Source organism: Gracilimonas qinghaiensis, assembly GCF_046602855.1.
GTDB lineage: Bacteria > Bacteroidota > Rhodothermia > Balneolales > Balneolaceae > Gracilimonas.
In genome coordinates this window covers 902,571-920,305 of sequence record NZ_JBKINJ010000001.1, presented here as the reverse complement: position 1 = coordinate 920,305, position 17,735 = coordinate 902,571, and the positions used below count along the sequence as shown (strand labels likewise).

Below are 17,735 nucleotides of genomic sequence, written 5' to 3'. Positions count from 1 at the left end.
AATCCGATTTCATGCACAGCCGACATTCTGAATGGATCTTGATCCTTGACTACGGTTCTCAATTTACACAACTAATCGCACGTCGGCTTAGAGAGCTGAATATTTATTGTGAAATTCATCCTTTTAATGTCGATCTCGATACTGTAAGGGAGCCTCACCCTGGTGGGATTATCTTATCCGGGGGACCAAAAAGTGTAAATGATAAAGGAGCCCCTGCCCTTCAAAAAGAAATTCTTGACTGGAATGTCCCAATTTTAGGAGTTTGTTATGGTTTGCAGCTTTTGGCTCATACCGAAATTCCGGGCAGCGTGGAAAAAGCAGAGAAACGCGAATACGGCCGTGCAAATCTTCTGGTTGACAACAAAGAGGATCTTCTCAAAGATATACCCAATGAAAGTGTTGTTTGGATGAGTCATGGAGACCACATCCATCAATTGCCTGCTAATTACGAGGTTATTGGTCATACATCTAATGCCAAAGTAGCCGCTGTACGTCATAAAATTGACCAAATTTATGGGGTTCAGTTCCACCCCGAAGTAGCACATACAGATCATGGCAAACAGCTTCTACAGAATTTCGCTTATAATATTTGCGGGTTGAAAGGTGACTGGACATCTGAATCGTTTATTGACGAGCAGATCAGCAGCATTAGAGAAAAAGTCGGAAATGATAAAGTTCTTTGCGGTCTGTCAGGTGGTGTTGATTCTACTGTAGTTGCTACACTCATTCATAAAGCCATCGGAGATCAGCTAGAATGTGTATTCGTAGATAATGGACTACTGCGAAAGAATGAATTTGACTCAGTCATGCATTTGTACACCAGAGACCTGCATTTACCGGTTCGTGGTGTTGATGCTTCGGATCTATTCCTAAATAGACTAAAGGGTATTTCTGACCCAGAAGAGAAAAGAAAGGTCATCGGTAATACATTCATTGACGTTTTTGATGATGAGATAGGGAATGATACCGATTTTAAATATTTGGCTCAGGGAACACTCTATCCGGATGTTATAGAAAGCGTTTCGTTCAAAGGACCATCTGCCACCATTAAATCTCACCACAATGTGGGTGGCCTTCCTGAAAAAATGAAACTCGATCTTATTGAACCGGTTAGGGAGTTATTTAAAGACGAGGTCCGAAATGTAGGACGCACACTTGGTATACCTGATCACTTCATCGATCGCCACCCATTTCCCGGACCCGGACTTGGTATCAGAGTTTTAGGAGACTTGTCTAAAGAACGATTACAATTATTACGTGAAGCTGATTACATCTTTGTTGAAGAACTCAAAAAACAGGATTTATACAAGGATGTATGGCAAGCTTTAGCCGTACTTCTTCCCGTTCAAAGTGTTGGTGTAATGGGTGATGAAAGAACCTACGAATTTACCTGCACCCTTCGTGCTGTAACAAGCCTGGATGGGATGACAGCTGACTGGGCTCGCTTGCCTTACGAATTTTTAGCTGATGTCTCCAATCGTATCATAAACGAGATAAAAGGAATTAATCGTGTTGTTTATGATATCAGTTCAAAACCCCCCGCTACAATTGAGTGGGAATAAATATTCCTAGAACAATTAGGCCTTAATTAAGTATCAACTTAATGTATCCTAAACCAATGGAAATGATGAAACGAATTTCTCTACTATTTACACTTTGTTTAATTTTTGCATCTGCTAATGCACAATCATTGCAAACAGGTATAAACTTCTATGAAGAAGGAAACTATGAGGAAGCTCTGAGTATATTCGAAAAGATCGAAGAACCCTCAGCCTATTTATTTACCGGAAAAACCTATTTCGCACTAAACAATTATTTAAAAGCCAAGAGTTTTCTAAATAAAATAGAAAGTACCGCATCAGTTTATTATGAAGCTAAATACACTAAAGCTTTAGCAGACTTTGAACTTGAAAACTTTGCATCTTCACTCGATGCTCTTTTTGAGATCAATCAACTTTCATTGCAAGGAAGTGTTAAAAGGGATGCCTTGAACTTCTATAGGGATGTATTGAACTACCTTACTTTAGAACAACGCTATAGAGCCTTTAAAGATGTTTCAAGTGATCAGGTAAGGTTAGACCTTATAGAGTCTGCTGTTGGAATTGTGGATTACCCATCCGCAAAAACATTATTTACTGCTTACACAAATTCAGTTAATATATCGGACTCGAGCAGTTACGATAATTTATTTAATGTATTGGAAGATTCTGCTTCCTATGCACGTCGCTATAATCCTAATAAATATACCCAGGCTCCATCAGGATTATCTTATAATATCGGAGTTGCCTTACCTGAATTCAGCATGGAGGCAGAAGAGTTTGAGATCACTCAGCATTTATATTTTGGGATACAGTTAGCCATCGAAAATTTCAATTCACAGAATACTCGCCAGAAAGCATTCCTAACATATCGTAATACTGATGCTGATGTGAATAATGCTGCTTTTATTGCAAACGATCTGATCTGGAATCATAATGTAGATGCAGTAATTGGACCGCTGTTCTCAGAAGTAGCTTTCGAACTTTCAGAATATGCAGAACTTTACGAAACACCACTTCTAACCCCTTTGGCTAATTCTGACAATCTTAATCTCGATCTAAATTACACCTTTCAGTTAAACCCAACTTTTGCCGTTCAAGGTAAAGAGATGGCTAAGTATGCCATTCAAACACTTCAGTATGATACATTAGCTGTTCTAGCAGAAAAAGGATCTCTAGGCGAAGCCTCTGCTTATGCTTTTATCGATGAGGTTAGAAAACTTGGTGGGGAAATAGTTAGATTTTATGTTGAAGACCTTGCTTCACAAGGCTATGATATCAGTGAATATGTAAAATACTTTGACCCTGAAGTAGATACCGTTTATAATTACAATATTGACGCGGTATATGCACCATTCACAGGTAATATTGCTCAAACCTTGATGAGTGCTTTGATCACTAACCTGGAAGCTATGGGAAGCAAAATGTCAATTTTGGGTTCAGAAGAATGGGAGTCTGCCGACATAAACTCAGGAAGATTACCTGAAACTAATGTATACTATACAAAAACATTTGAAGTTGACACTACTAACTCTTCAGTTAATGATTTTGAAAGTGAATTCAGATTGAGATTCGACACTCAACCAAACCAATTCGCTTACATAGGATATGATGCTGCTAATGTGCTACTGGAATCATTAAAAAGAGTACAAAATCCAAACTATTTAAAGGAAGGACTGAAAAGCTTTGACAATTTCAGAGGTTTGATCACACGAGTAAATTTTAATGGTTCACATATCAATCAGGAAGTTAGGATCAAGAAGTTAATTACCGCTGAGAATTAGTATTTAACTCTTTGTTTTCAATATAATCTTTTTGTTGAGCTTCCTGCTGCCTTTTGATACGATATTGTTCTCTTAGCCAGATTCTCCATTTTTCACTTTCACGTCGGTGTTCCTGAAATGTTTTGGTGAATACGTGTCCTCCCTCTGGGTTTGCTACCATATATAGATAGTCATGCTCAACAGGAAAAAGTGTTGCCTCAATTGTACTTAAACTTGGATTCGTAATCGGTCCCGGAGGTAAGCCTCTGTTTACATAAGTATTATAAGGGTGGTCAAATAGATAATCCTCAAATAACAATCTTCTTCTCTCTCCTAAAGCATAATTAACCGTGGGATCCGCCTGTAGAAGCATTCCTTTTTTTAGTCGATTCCAATATAAGCCACTGATAATCGGCTTTTCCTCACTGTTCTTTGCCTCCCACTCTACAATTGATGCCAAAGTAACTATCTGATTCGCAGAATATTCAAGTTCTTTCAAACGGGATTGATATGTAGTTTCCACCTTCGACTTAAACTCTCTCAGAACCAGGTTGACAATCTGCCTGGGTGATCTTGTCCAATACGTTGAATAAGTATCGGGTAACATTCTGCCGAACAGTTCTTCTTCAGTAAAGCCTTTCTCAGAAAGATAGGTACTATCTGAAAATACTTGAAGAAGATCATCCTCGTTAAAATGTAATTTTTCAGCAATAGTGGATGAAAAACGTTCAACCGTAATTCCTGGTAATATAACGATCTCTACCGGATCTTGGATACCACGTGTCATTTTAGATAAAAAGGCGTTATAACTTAAAAGTCCTTCAAATTCATATCTTCCTCGCTGAAATTTACGCCATCCCAGTAATGTTGCAGCCCATTTTAATTCAACAGAGTCATAGTCCACATTAAGTGTATCCAGATTTTTCTCAAGTTCATCAAGACCAGAGAGTTCTGTAAATGTTATTACTGTATTGGAATCAAATGCAATGGCTTCACTGCCGGATAATCTGGTTAGTCTGGAGGTCATGACAGATCCCATTACCAACAGAAATATTGTTAAGGCCACAATCAGCTCTGCCCTACTCATAGAAAAAGTTTGTCGAATATTCATAATGAAAGATAAGAAATGGTGTCAATTATGACGTAATAGTGTTACAGAAATATTTGATTTCTTTTCTAAGACGGTTTGAAACAATTCTATTCATTGACCGTAGGCTAGTGTCGAAGAGCAAAAGAGTTTTTGGATGCTGCATAAGCACCAAATGCCCTAAAGAAAAAACCCGGGTCTTGAACGATCCGGGTTTTTTAATGGCCTGAGTATTTTTTAGATATGAGCTAAAATGTTGGATTCAGTCGGATCCAAAATACACTCTGCCCTCCTGTACCTGAAACAGGCTTGGCAACTTCAAATTTTATAAAGCCCAATCCTAATCCCATTCCAATATTATGGGAAAGATCAGACAAAACTATATCAAAATGATCCAATGGATTGTCAGCTGTAATTTGTTCAGGATTGAAGTTTGAGTAACCTGAATCCATAAAAACGGAGATAGTGATATTACTTAGATCAGGCCATTGGCTATCAGTATTCCTACTGTTTCCGAATTCAAGTTCAAGATTACTCAATAACATCTGATTTCCCTTCATCATCTTATAGCCAAAGGCTCTTAAACTTCCAATACCACCAAGGGCAAAGTTTTTATAATCAGGGGCAGTACCTGTAATACCACCTGCCATCAAACGCCATTTCAGTACAGTACTCCTATCCAAACGAAAATATGATTTGGCCTCAGCCTGATATGAATTATATTTGAAATCGTTGTTAAACCCATCCAGGTTGGCTAATTCAGCTTTGGCAGAAAGAGTTGTTTGAAGAATTGAATTGCTTCTGATACCATAAGGATTTAATGTGATCCCAACGGTAAGGTTTTGCTGACCAATTCGATCAAATTGCGAATCAATAGCCGGATTGGGTCTCCAATCAGAATATCTGGTAAAGATCGAAAACTCAGTTTGTTGCTCAACCGTTTTTACTATTTGATTGTTGTAAGCTAATCCCAGTTCAATATTCTTGAAAGGCTTTATTAGAGTGTAGAATCCAAAACCTTCATTTTCTTGGTAATCGAAATAATCAAAACCGTTTAAAAAAGATGAGACCGAATTCTCGAAAATTCCCGTACGCCAATAATCTTCTGTTGATGTGGAGTTATAGAATTCACCACCTATTAGCCACCATTTATGCTCCTGACCGATACTTTTCTCTGCACCGAGTGAATACTGGATATTTCCTAAAGCAGTTGAAAATCCAATTAATCCATGTAGATCAACATTTTCAACATTAATAAAATTTGAGTTCTTCCATTCCATTTTTTCTTCTTGGTATCCAATAAATAAACCGTCTACACGATTATAGCGAAGCATTGAATTAACAGGAAAAGCAGAGTATATAGGATTTTTTACACCGAAACTGCTTTCTGTATAAAAACTTGTGTCTAGTCCTTCATACAGATCTACAGAGTAATGAAGTTTGTTCTCTAAATGCTGGGCATTTACGCTAACTGAATAGCTCAATATTATGATAATTGCACAGTATAGTACTTTCATATTATCCCGTTTTATTGATGTTTGTACCTCTCCGAATATTTACTACATCATAAGAATAATAAAAATCGAATAATCATGCACCAAAAACATTTATAAGAAACTGTATATGGTCATTTAGCTCAACTCCAATCAAATCGGCTCCCTTTTTAATGTCTTCTCTAGGGACGTTTGCTGCAAACTTCGAATCTTTAAGTTTCTTGGTCACTGACTTAACCTTCATATCGTCAAATTTATTAGGTCTCATCAGTGATACGGCATTCATGAATCCTGAAAGTTCATCGGAGGCAAACAGATACCTCTCTATCTCAGTTTCGGGTTGTTTTCCGGTTCTTTCCGGAGCGTGGGCCTTCACAGCCATTATTACATCATCTGCATACCCATGTTCAGGCAAGATCTCGTCTACTGCTTTATTAGGATGCTCATCAGGATATTTTTCCCAGTCAATGTCATGTAACAAGCCTGCCTGCCACCACTTTTCGATCTCTTCCTCACTTTTATCAAGATGTCGCGCGTAAGCCTCCATTGCCTGGGCAACCATCTCGCAGTGGTTGATTAGGTTTTCATTATCAATGTATTTCTTTAATAGATCTAAAGATTCTTGTCTGTCCATGTCTATTTGATATATGAGTGTACTTCTTTTGCTACTTTTCTGTTATACTGAAACGTGAGATCTTTATAGTTGATCAGGTCTACGATAGTACCGATCACACAAAGACCACCTGTTAAAATATAAAGTATACCCATTCCAATTTGATTAAGAATCAAACGATGAACTCCTGCTATAAGGAAAAATCCAAGTAAACAGGTTATAAGTATTGTTTGGGGATCTTTTCTTCTGCTACGATACACGTTTGCAAATTTTTCTGCCTGTTCTTCATTTAACTGTGTTAGCAGTTTTCCGATATACAACGATTCATCGCCTTCAAGTTCAGGTAAATAATCGATTACATTAGCCATGGTGTTCCTTATTATCAGTTAGTTTGAATGTGATCATGTTTTTCCAGATAAATACGATCCTTAAAATTAAAATTAAAACAGCTGCCGGTCCTGCAAGATGTGCCTCAAAAGCCGCACTCATATCGCCTCTGAATGTATATGAGATAGAATGTCCAAGTCCTTCCCCCGGACAGTATTCAATTCCTAACCATTCAAAAAGGCATAGACTAACTCCGGCATCACCGGGATTCATAATGGCAAGGAGCAAAAGCCCAATACTAAATACCAGCCATTCGGAATGCTTATGTATTATTTTAATTAACATCATTTGGTATAATAGATGGTTTATAGCTTTATTCTGGCGAAGGTTTTACCGGAAGTTCAACAAAGAAACTTGTGCCAACATTTTCTTCAGACTCAAGCCTGATATTACCATTATGAAGCGACACATATAAATGTACAATATCCAAACCAAGCCCTGTACCGGCTTCCCCACCCGTTCCCTTACGCGAATTTTTTATTTCATTTTCAAAAAGATCATCACGCATACTTTCAGGAATACCTATACCTGAGTCTTTAACTTCAATAAGAATAGTGTTTTTTGCTTTATTTTGATTTACTGATAATGAAACAGTTCCACGAGATGGCGTAAATTTCAAAGCATTTGACACAAGATTATTGATAGCGATCTCTATCTTGTTTTGGTCCAATGTTGCTCGCAGGCCATCTGGTTCTACATTATGTACCAATTCAATGTCTTTAAGCATAGATTTCGCTTTATTCATCGAGATGACCCGCTCAATGAGTTTTACAATTTCTATATCGACCAGATCAAGTGACTCAGGTACATCTTTTTTACTTTCTCTGTCAAGAACTTCATGCACCATATTCAGAAGATCATTTCCACTATTTTCGATCACAGAAAGCATATGTTTTCTTTCTTCCGGGGTAATATCGTCTGTATCACGCATTAGCTTTACCAAGCCAATAATTCCTGTCAATGGGTTTTTAATATCGTGACTAACCATTCTTACAAGATCATCCTTCTTTTTGTTAAGTCTGCTTAATTCAACTTCACGATCTTTAAGCACATCAATTCGATCATTCAGTTGTTTTTGTAGATTTCTGATCTTTAGGTGGGTATCTATGCGGGCCAGTGTCTCTTCTTTTTGAAAAGGTTTTGTGATATAATCAACACCACCGTATTCAAAGGCCTGTATTTTATCGTCAGTCTCTGTTAAGGCACTTAGAAATATAACAGGAATATCTTCAAGACCATTTTTACTTTTTATTTTATGAACTGCCTCAAAACCATCCATTCCCGGCATCATTATATCCATGAGGATAAGATCCGGCTTTTTTGATTCAGCCAATTCTATAGCTTCCTTGCCATTTTGAGCCTTAATATGCTTGTATCCACCGTTTTCTAAAACATGGGATAATAGCCTCAAATTCAGCAAAGTGTCATCAACAATAAGAATTAGGTTATCTTTAGTATCAGACATGTGTTGGCGCTTGATTATAGATGATAAGGTTTTTCAAACATCTCATTTAATGAGATACGTAGTAATTAACAATTTAATACTGAACAAGCCAAAAGGACATCACCATAAAAGTGATACCTCTAATAAATTTCGATGGAGAACTATACATAGAAGTATTTTGATCTAAAAATCAAAATCATCCATCAATTCAATGGGCTCTTTTGGCATCGCAATAGCTAAGCCAATATAAACTAGCAAACTTGCTCCCCAACCCATTATGAATGCAGCTACAAAAATAAAACGAACTACGGTTGAACTAATACCGAAATATTTGGCCAATCCCCCACAAACACCTGATATTTTTTTATCAGATCTGGACTTCATTAATTTTTTTGAATGTCGGTACCCGTATTTTTCCAAATTATCAGAAGAAGAGGCAGTAGCAGATCTGTTTTGATCACGGTCGAGTGCATTATTCAGTTTCGAACCAGATCCAAAACCGGCATCTTCAGATCCATGGATATCATTGTAGCTGGTGGCATTTTTATTTTTAGCTGCACTCTTTTTTGCCTTTTTGATCTTTCGGGCACGTTTCCTGTCACCAACAAAAAAACCAAATCCTACTAAAGTTATTAAACCCCCGCCAATTAGTGGTAAAATAGATGAACCGATCAAGCCTTCAGTTAATCCAGATAAAAATCCACCGGTCGGCAGGCCTAAAGTTTGAATAATGAAGGTGAAAGCCAAAAAGATCATCACCATGCCGGAAATTGTTGCAATGTTCCAAATACTTTTTCCCGTCTCTTTCTCATCACCGTTGAGGAATTCCTGCATGGTTGAATTCAACTCAAATTCATCAAATTCAAGTGTTGCAGTTCCGGTTTTGGATGCTGTTCTTTGTTTAGTTTGTTCAGCCATAAATTTCTTTTTTTTATTCACTACGAGGTCAAAGTAATAATGTTACGTGTAAATCACTTCCTTATCCGTGATAATTGCATCCAGTTTTTCATCAAAGGCTTCAGTTGGTATTTCCTCAAATAAAAAGTCACTGAATACCAACCCCGTTTTAAAAGCATTGCTATTATTCAGAAATCGATCGTAAAATCCTTTTCCATACCCAAGTCTGTTTCCGCTCCTATCAGCTGCGGCCATCGGTATAATGATCAAATCCAGTTTTGAAATATCAAATTGTTTGATGGTTTTGGGTTCCTTTACACCCCATTTATTTTGTTTCAATTCACTTTTATCAGAAAGTATTGAGTGGGTAAGCGTTCCATTCCTAAAGTTTGTGACAGGCACAACGAGATGTTTACCCGATTCCAAAACCTCATCGATCAAACTTTCTGTTTCAACCTCATTTCTTTCGTTCATTGAAACATAAAGATGAATATATTTAGCTGTTATAAACTGTTCTAAATTCTGAACTTTTTTAATTATAAGGTCAGACTTATTTCGCCACGTTTTGGTGTCAAACTGTTCTCTTTGTTTTAAAACCGTTTTCCTGAATACAGTTTTTTGTTCTCTTTTATCAGACATGTCATAATTCTATCAGGTGATGTTTTGTAAGGTCAATTCCTTTATCTTTCATCTCTTCTAGCATTTTATGCCAAATATCGGTTCCATACTTATTCATAAAATAGATCGGTGAAATGGATCTTTCCTGAAGGCCCCCATCAGGAAACAGATTAACCTTGATTTTCTCTATTCTCTTAAGTTGTGTTTCTTCCTGTTGTTTGATGGACCGGTACACCTTTCCTTTTAATTTATTAAGCTCATTCTCGAAACCAGCAACCGTTTTACCGACAGTTCCGTCAAGTGTTGGGTCAATATTGTCAATTACCTTAAGGGGTCTCTCAGCTGCTTCTTCCAGTTTTTCTTTCCATTCATCAAACACTATTTCAAGATCTACATTATCAGTTTGTTCAACGTAAGCTGATTCAAGGTCCTCAATGCGTTGATCGTACTCACAAACCTTAAATGGTAATTTTTGTAAGATCCTGGAAATCCCTGACTCAATTACCGTTGCTGTATACCGAGGAATTATAAGAGGCATTTCAAGGCCAAATACTTCATAAAGAGAACGCATCTGTCCATAATAAGCCAACTCACCGGGTCCTGCTACATATCCAAGTGTTGGAAGCAATCTGTCCTGGATGATTGGTCGAAGGAACACGTTTGGAGAAAATGACTCAGGTTTTACTTCAATGTCTTTTACCAAATCATTTGTTGACCAACTTTTATTCTTTGCCGTCCACGTCTCCCCTTCTCTCCCGATCTTTATGCGCTTAGAGTTTTCATCCAGATAAAAAAGATTACTATCACCATTCACCACCTGCCTGTGAAATACAGATTCTAACTCTTCACTCTTTTCTTCGATAGCTTCATAAATAGCATCTGCCGATGAGATACTTTTTGCAAAGTCATCAGCCAGAAGTTGTTTTAAGGCTTTGTGGTTGCTCCCGGCTATCAATAATCCTTGTTTCGCAAACAGTTCATTCATAAAACCAGCAAAGGCCTCACCATGCGTTTTTCCTTCCTGATAGTGCCGATCCATGATCTCCCATAGATCATTTGAAAAATCAGTCTCGAACATTATGGATTTTACATTTTCCCGAAATAGTTGAAGAGAATCATTTAATTCTTCATGGAAGACCGGTATACCATTTCCCTGTTGTTCTAGTTCGACCTTGACAAAATCATCTTTTCCTATTAAACCTGTCCATGAGATCTCTTCAAAGTCATGGTCTTCATCAGCCATCCAGAAAACAGGAATAACCGGTTTTCCTATTTTCTTTTCGTATTCTTTAGCTAAAACTATAGTCGTTAATGTTTTATATATAGTAAATACAGGTCCACCGTACATTCCCAACTGTTGACCGGTGACGACAGCAAGTGCATCATTATGGGATAATTTTTCAAGTTGTTCAGATTGGTCATTAGTTATTCCTAAACTGCTATGGTAGCCTGAAAGTGCGGAAATGAGTTTCTCTCTATCAACTGTCCCGGAAATATTTTTGGCTTTACGCTTTACATCTGTTTCGGACAGAGGATTGTAGGGGTAAAAAGAACTTAATTTATTAAAATTATTGAGGTAAGTAGTAAATAGTTTCGAGTATGATAGTTCACTAAATGAACAGCCGGAAATATCCAATGTTTATCCTTTCATTTTTGAAATGCGATCTCTGATCTTTGCCGCTTTTTCATAGTTTTCAGTTTCTATAGCAGTTTTTAGCTCTGCCTCTAGTTTTTCAAGCTGTGATAACTCTTTTTGTCCCGGTGAGGTTTCATCACTATTTAATGCTTCTTCTACCGTCTTATGTTCAGGCTCTGTTTTAATACCTGCCTCAATAAGTACACTTTCATCCACGTAGATTGGTGCATTAAATCTGACAGCGAGAGCAATGGCGTCACTTGGCCTGGCATCTATTTCAATGGTTCCGTCTTCTCTTTTTAAAATGATCTGAGCAAAGAATGTGCCCTCATTCAACTCATTTATGTATACTTCTTTTATCTCCGTGTTAAAACTTAGAACGAAATTCTTTAAAAGGTCGTGAGTCATTGGTCGTGGTGGCTTAATATTTTCCAACTCTAAAGCAATAGCCTGAGCTTCAAAAGAGCCTATAATGATCGGTAATCTTTGGTTTCCGTCGGCTTCACTTAATATTAAGGCATATGCCCCCCCACTGCTGGGGCTAGTAGAAAGTCCAAGTATCTCCATTAAAATCTTACTCAAAAGCTTTACCCTGTTTGCTTAAAATTCACTTTAATGAAGTTAATGATTTTTCGGTAAGTCTTAAACCAAACTGTATAACTTTCCGATTCTTTAGATTTTAGTTGTCTTGTTGAAATAAAAAATGAATAAAAACCGCGAAAAAGAATTTTTATAGAGATACAAATTATCTGAGCTCCTATCGCATGAATTGCCTAATCATAACATGCGATACGATATTGATATGCAATTTTTTAAGCTCCTGATAGCTGATTTTAATTAAACATGTGAGGACGCCATGAAAGTTCTGAAATTTATTCTCATTATTATAGGGCTGTATACTTTAAGTTCCTGTACTATTTATGATAACGATATTGAAGGAGAAGCAGACCTTGTTTATTCTAGTACCATCAATATTCAAGCAAATGATTTTTATTATGTAGATGATTATATAACTATGGCTGAATATGGGTGGGATAATCTTGATGAAGAAATGGTTGATTATGGACTCGTTCACGGATATCTGCGGTTTGAAGGAACAACTACCTGGAACGCTCTTCCGTTTGCAGTACCGTTCGAGAACGACTTGGTAAATCTTAGATATCAATTTGATATTGGAAGTTTTAATTTAGTGTTGGAGGGAGAAATTGCAGGAAACAATCAAGCGAATGCCGACCTTTTTCACAATGATGTGCTTAGAGTAATTGCCATCCCTCCATCTGCAATAGTAAGAGGAAAAGGTATTGATTACAGGAACTATCACCAGGTTATTGAGTTATACGGATTAGATGACATAAATTGATCGTATAATTTAGTTCGATCTAAAATATATCTAATACATTAACTAACCATTAACCCATGAAATCAATAACAAAATTAAGTTTTCTTATTGCTGTACTCATAAGTTTTACTACTGTTTCTCTTCAGGCTCAAAGTATTCCTGAAGAAGGATCTTTAGGTCTAAGAGCTAACTTTACAGGGCAAACAGCTATAGAAGTTCCCTATATGCTTAATGATAAATTGTCCTTGGCTCCTTTTCTTGGCCTCAATTCAACTCAGGACCAATCTACTAATTTTTCACTTGGTGTGAGGCCTCGATACTATTTTAGTCAGGACAGATCATTGGCAACTTATGTTACGGGTGCCCTTGGATTTTCAAATACCTCTTTCAGCAATAATAACATCAACTCAGTGACAAATTTTGATCTTATGATCGGATATGGTGCTGAATACTTTTTTTCTGATCAGCTTAGTATCAGTTCTGATGCGAATTTGGGAACACGTTTCGGTGACAGTGCCACAAATATTGCTACCTCCGCCAGGATCTCAGCATCTGTATACTTCTAATTTTTAAAATAAAGTATGACTTATAGGGAGCCACAGATTATCTGTGGCTTTTTTAATTTCTTGAAACGTCACATTGATGATAAAAATATATACCAAATTGGTATATATAACTGTATAAGAAGATTAAAATGATACTTGAATTATATTGCTCACCATATTTAGAATAATCGAGTTTACATTATTGATCGAAAAGCATAAAAGTATTTAATAATCATGCACTATTAATCCATTCTTAAACCTGAAAAGAGCATTCTTATATTTTTGTTCAGGTAGCAGGTCTATTGTGTAATGAAAAAACCAATGTTAGCGGACCTAAAGGATTTCTGCTTTCTGAAAATCACTCTCAAATTCCGATCGTGAAGAACTAGTTAGTTCCTTGAGGCCATCTAGATTATGTAAAAATATAAAAAGCCCTAATTCAAAATGGGCAACTCACCCAGCCCCAACAATTCAGCTAATTTTATTCCTACATAAGTGTTATCTCTCCAACCCATAAATTCTGTTGCACTAGGGCCATAAGCCATTATAGGAACGGGTATTCCAGTATGATAATCAGTTGACCAAAATATCTCAAGAGAATCACCTTCTGCAACTTGTCTTTGCATGGTCATTCCACCTGTTTCGTGGTCGGCAGTCAATACAACCAGAGTTTCGCCGTCTTCTTGGGCAAAGTCGAGCACTGCTTTCACTGCTTCATCAAAATCCTGGATCTCTCGTTTTAGATACTCAACACTGTTACCATGTCCTGCCCAGTCAATTTGGCTGCCTTCCACCATCAGGAAAAACCCTTTCTCATTTTTATTAAGAACCTGAAGAGCTTTGCTGACCATAGCTTTTGAAGAAGGTTCCCCTTTTTCCCTTTCCAAACCATCCGTCGCAAATAGACCCAATAATTTATCAGAAGATGAAGTTGTTAGTTCATTATCGTTTAACAAAATCTCATATCCTTCTTCCCTGAATTTCCCAATCAGATCAAGGGAATCAGATCTTTGATTCTCGTTAAACCATTTAACACCACCACCAAGAAATACCTCTACTCCTGAATGCAAAAAATCTTCTGCAATCTCTTCCTGCATGCTTCTTTGTATTACGTGAGATGCAAAACTTGCCGGTGTGGCATGTGTTATTGAAGACGTTGAAATTAAACCTGTGCTTAATCCTTTGTCTTCAGCAAGTTCTAATATTGTTTTGCAAGGTGTTAATTCGGGATTAACACCAATTGCTCCGTTATAGGTTTTCAATCCACATGAGAATGCAGTAGCACCTGCAGCTGAATCAGTAATAAGATTATCAGAGGAATGAGTTTTTACAATTCCGGTAACGGGCATGGTTTGCATATGTAAGAGTCCATCAGGACCGGCTATAGCAATTTGACCAGAAGCAATTTGGGCTAAACCCGTTCCATCGCCGATCAAAAAGATCACATTTTTGATCTCTTTATCCTCAACCAAAGGCAAAATATCTTTTGTTGCATTTTCTTTGGCCACTTCGACCGTTTCGATCTTGTAATAATCTGTTTCCTGTGTGGCTGTGAATGAGATAGTTATGAGAAGAAATGCTAGAAACTTTTTCATGTCCTTTATTTTTAAACTTAAAACTTAAATCAAAGAATTATGTTAACCCTGTATAAATTATTCGTTAAGAGAATATAGCTTTTATAAGCCCCCAAATTCCTTTAGCAGGTTTAAGTGATTTTTGATTTCTCTTGGTCGCTTTCTTTATCCTTTCGGCCGGAATAACTGGTTCGTCATTTCGATTATCATGATCAGAATCTGTTGACTTCTTTCGCGTTTTTCCTCTTTTGGAATCTGATTTATCTTTTCCAGAAGAGCCTTTACCGGATTCATCTGATTTTTTAGAAGATTTCTTTTTGCTACCCTTAAGTACAACATCGACGCTATCGAGGTTTTCAACTTTATTATTTGCTTTCGCAATCTCTTGTTTAGTAAGTTTTCTTGATTCGCTCTTACTTTTAGAAGCTTTCTTATCTTCTACCTCTTTTGAAGACGAGTCGTTTTTATTTGATGACTTCCCTGACGCTTTTCTGCTTTTCTTATCGGATTGATTGTCATTATTTTTTGAATATTCAGCCTGTGAAGTTTTTTTACTTCCCTTTTTATTCATTTCCAGGATTTCAAGTTGATCACCAACTTTATCCTGAATTGCAGAAAATGCTCGTCGATCCTTTTTATTTACAAATGTGACTGCTATACCGGATTTATCATATCGACCTGTTCTTCCGATTCGGTGCACGTAATCTTCAACCTGACGGGGTACGTCGTAGTTAATAATCATAGATATGTTATCAATATCTATTCCCCTGGCTAAAACATCAGTAGCTACTATGACGGGAACTTTACCACTTTTGAATTCGTGCAGTGATTTATTCCGCTCATCCTGATTCCTGTCACCATGAATGCTACCCGCCTTGATCCCTTTTTTGATCAGGAGTTTTTCCAGTTCGTCAGTACCTCTTTTAGTGGCACAAAATATTAAGCAAGATTCCCAGGCTGTTTCATCAAGCACATCCTGCACCAGCTTCAGTTTATCCTTTTGATCAACGAAATAAGCTTTTTGAGTTATACTTCCAGAAGGTTTTTCAATTGCTATCTCGATCTTCTCTGGATCTTTCATAAAGTCGTTTGCCAACTTCTTGATCTGATCTGGCATTGTAGCCGAAAAGAGAAGTGTCTGACGATCCTGAGGAAGTTTTTTAATGATCTTGGTAACATCAGGAAGGAAGCCCATATCCAGCATACGATCCGCTTCATCCAATATCAGAAATTTTATGTGACTGAAATCAATATCCAACACTTTTGTTTGATCTATCAATCGACCCGGTGTGGCGACAATTATGTCAATTCCTGACCTGATGGCTTTAGCCTGTTTAGAGAAATCTTCACCTCCAATAATGGTAGCAGACGTAATACCGGTATGATACCCTAAAGCAAAGATCTGTTCGTCGATCTGTTGAGCCAGTTCTCTTGTAGGTGAAAGAATTAACACCTGCGTATGTTCTGATGGATTTTGAAGGATCTGATGCAACACAGGAATTACAAAAGCGCCCGTTTTACCAGTTCCTGTTTGTGCGGCACCAATCAGGTCTTTTTTATTTAAAATAATTGGTATGGATTGCTCCTGAATAGGAGTTGGTTCTGAATAACCAATATCTCTCAAGCCCGCCTTTAGTTCGTCCTGTAAATCAAAGTCGTTAAATGTCAATGTATTCGTCTGTTATGAAATTTTTTTATATAGTACTAATATACAAAGATTTAATGATTATTTATTCCACTTTGCTATGATTTCCCCTATTTTATAAACCTTTGATAATCATAAATAACTAATAAGCTCAAAATATACATGGATTTTAGAAAATTAAGTTTAGCGGTATTACTTTGTTCTGCTATTGTGATCACAGGATGCAATCAGGACATGGATGACAATGGTGAAGCTGACCTATCTAGCGAAATTGACAGCGTAAGTTACGCACTTGGATTTCAGAATGGTACTTTTTTAGCAAGAGAGGGCATCACTGATATTGATATGAGTAATTATGCTGCCGGATTAAGCAACGGACTTGGATCCGAAGAAGGTGCACTGACCCAAGATGAAGTATATGCTGTTGTAAATCGGTACGTGCAGCAATTAAATGAAGAAAGAAGCACACAAAATACTGAAGAGGGAACATCATTTTTAGAGGAAAACAAAAATAAAGAAGATGTAATGGTAACAGATTCCGGACTTCAGTACAAAGTACTTGAAGAAGGCGAAGGTGAATCTCCTTCAACCGAAAACATTGTTCGTGTTAATTACGAGGGCCGGCTGATTGATGGGGAAGTATTTGACAGCTCCTATGACAGAGGACAACCTGCTGAATTTCCATTAAATCAGGTTATTCCAGGATGGACGGAAGGAGTTCAGCTAATGAGAGAAGGTGCGACTTATGAATTCTATATTCCTTCAGAGCTGGCTTACGGTGCTCGACCTCCTCAAGGCAGCCCAATTGGACCTAATGAAACACTTATTTTTAAAGTAGAACTATTGGAAGTGAAAGAAGCTCCTTCTTCTAACTAGTACTTTATATAATAAATTTATTGCAAAAGCCTGTTTCACATTTGTGGGACGGGCTTTTTTATTTACGGTATTCTTTAACCGGTATAAAACAATAAGAATTCTTTAATCCCGATTAAAAATATCTAAGTGGTATTTAGTATAGACTTGCACATATTAGAGAAAGCAATGAGGGGAAACAGCTATCAACTGTTTCCCCCTGATACGTTGGCTTTTTGGGGTATAATATCAAGCTACAATGTGTAATGCATTGTAGCTTTTGTTTTTTAAAAAGTTCCGAGAT

General features: G+C 37.1%; 17 protein-coding genes. 5 read left to right on the top strand and 12 right to left on the bottom strand.

The annotated features are described in order from the left end of the window. The first annotated feature begins 11 nt into the window (after nt 1-11). Entirely contained in the window at nt 12-1,562 is a 1,551-nt protein-coding gene (gene guaA / locus ACKGJO_RS04045) for a glutamine-hydrolyzing GMP synthase (protein ID WP_411322117.1), read from the top strand. Nucleotides 1,563-1,603: 41 nt separating this feature from the next. Continuing rightward, the gene (locus ACKGJO_RS04040; protein WP_411322116.1) at nt 1,604-3,322 is read left to right on the top strand and encodes an ABC transporter substrate-binding protein; all 1,719 of its coding nucleotides are present in this window, start codon (nt 1,604-1,606) and stop codon (nt 3,320-3,322) included. Here ACKGJO_RS04040 and mltG read toward each other — a convergent pair. The 10 genes from mltG to ACKGJO_RS03990 form a co-directional block, all read right to left on the bottom strand. After that, complete coding sequence (gene mltG, locus ACKGJO_RS04035) at nt 3,306-4,388, bottom strand: endolytic transglycosylase MltG (RefSeq protein WP_411322114.1); 1,083 nt, start codon at nt 4,386-4,388, stop codon at nt 3,306-3,308. The genes ACKGJO_RS04040 and mltG overlap by 17 nt on opposite strands. 248 nt (nt 4,389-4,636) lie before the next feature. Next, nucleotides 4,637-5,905 (bottom strand): BamA/TamA family outer membrane protein, encoded by a 1,269-nt coding sequence (locus tag ACKGJO_RS04030; protein ID WP_411322113.1) that lies wholly within the window; start codon nt 5,903-5,905, stop codon nt 4,637-4,639. Nucleotides 5,906-5,978: 73 nt separating this feature from the next. Further along, the gene (locus ACKGJO_RS04025; RefSeq protein WP_411322112.1) at nt 5,979-6,515 is read right to left on the bottom strand and encodes an HD domain-containing protein; all 537 of its coding nucleotides are present in this window, start codon (nt 6,513-6,515) and stop codon (nt 5,979-5,981) included. 2 nt (nt 6,516-6,517) lie between these two features. Beyond that, nucleotides 6,518-6,862: a TM2 domain-containing protein gene (locus ACKGJO_RS04020; protein ID WP_411322111.1), complete on the bottom strand. Its 345-nt coding sequence runs from the start codon at nt 6,860-6,862 to the stop codon at nt 6,518-6,520. Beyond that, the gene (locus ACKGJO_RS04015) at nt 6,855-7,169 is read right to left on the bottom strand and encodes a DUF2752 domain-containing protein (RefSeq protein WP_411322110.1); all 315 of its coding nucleotides are present in this window, start codon (nt 7,167-7,169) and stop codon (nt 6,855-6,857) included. Before ACKGJO_RS04015 ends, ACKGJO_RS04020 begins: the two co-directional genes overlap by 8 nt. Before the next feature lie 25 nt (nt 7,170-7,194). After that, nucleotides 7,195-8,346: a hybrid sensor histidine kinase/response regulator gene (locus ACKGJO_RS04010; RefSeq protein WP_411322109.1), complete on the bottom strand. Its 1,152-nt coding sequence runs from the start codon at nt 8,344-8,346 to the stop codon at nt 7,195-7,197. A 162-nt stretch (nt 8,347-8,508) separates the two neighbouring features. Continuing rightward, the gene (locus tag ACKGJO_RS04005) at nt 8,509-9,243 is read right to left on the bottom strand and encodes a PspC domain-containing protein (protein WP_411322108.1); all 735 of its coding nucleotides are present in this window, start codon (nt 9,241-9,243) and stop codon (nt 8,509-8,511) included. A 42-nt stretch (nt 9,244-9,285) separates the two neighbouring features. Then, nucleotides 9,286-9,861 (bottom strand): 5-formyltetrahydrofolate cyclo-ligase, encoded by a 576-nt coding sequence (locus ACKGJO_RS04000; RefSeq protein WP_411322107.1) that lies wholly within the window; start codon nt 9,859-9,861, stop codon nt 9,286-9,288. Between the two features lies 1 nt (nt 9,862). Continuing rightward, nucleotides 9,863-11,476: a bacillithiol biosynthesis cysteine-adding enzyme BshC gene (bshC, locus tag ACKGJO_RS03995; RefSeq protein ID WP_411322106.1), complete on the bottom strand. Its 1,614-nt coding sequence runs from the start codon at nt 11,474-11,476 to the stop codon at nt 9,863-9,865. Between the two features lie 3 nt (nt 11,477-11,479). Beyond that, a complete protein-coding gene (locus ACKGJO_RS03990; RefSeq protein ID WP_411322105.1) occupies nt 11,480-12,058 on the bottom strand; it encodes a bifunctional nuclease family protein in 579 nt (192 codons plus the stop codon). Between the two features lie 274 nt (nt 12,059-12,332). On the opposite strand from ACKGJO_RS03990, the gene ACKGJO_RS03985 reads away from it, so the two are divergent. Both ACKGJO_RS03985 and ACKGJO_RS03980 read left to right on the top strand, forming a co-directional pair. Further along, the gene (locus tag ACKGJO_RS03985; protein WP_411322104.1) at nt 12,333-12,836 is read left to right on the top strand and encodes a hypothetical protein; all 504 of its coding nucleotides are present in this window, start codon (nt 12,333-12,335) and stop codon (nt 12,834-12,836) included. A 56-nt stretch (nt 12,837-12,892) separates the two neighbouring features. After that, nucleotides 12,893-13,381, top strand: a complete 489-nt coding sequence (locus tag ACKGJO_RS03980) for an outer membrane beta-barrel protein (protein ID WP_411322103.1) — start codon at nt 12,893-12,895, stop codon at nt 13,379-13,381. Between the two features lie 413 nt (nt 13,382-13,794). Here the strand turns inward: ACKGJO_RS03980 and ACKGJO_RS03975 are convergent, their stop codons facing one another. Both ACKGJO_RS03975 and ACKGJO_RS03970 read right to left on the bottom strand, forming a co-directional pair. After that, nucleotides 13,795-14,955, bottom strand: coding sequence for an alkaline phosphatase (locus ACKGJO_RS03975; protein ID WP_411322102.1), 1,161 nt, complete (start codon nt 14,953-14,955; stop codon nt 13,795-13,797). A 64-nt stretch (nt 14,956-15,019) separates the two neighbouring features. Further along, complete coding sequence (locus tag ACKGJO_RS03970) at nt 15,020-16,603, bottom strand: DEAD/DEAH box helicase (protein WP_411322101.1); 1,584 nt, start codon at nt 16,601-16,603, stop codon at nt 15,020-15,022. 138 nt (nt 16,604-16,741) lie between these two features. Between ACKGJO_RS03970 and ACKGJO_RS03965 the strand changes: the two genes are divergently transcribed. Further along, nucleotides 16,742-17,455 (top strand): FKBP-type peptidyl-prolyl cis-trans isomerase, encoded by a 714-nt coding sequence (locus ACKGJO_RS03965; protein ID WP_411322100.1) that lies wholly within the window; start codon nt 16,742-16,744, stop codon nt 17,453-17,455. Nucleotides 17,456-17,735 lie beyond the last annotated feature (280 nt).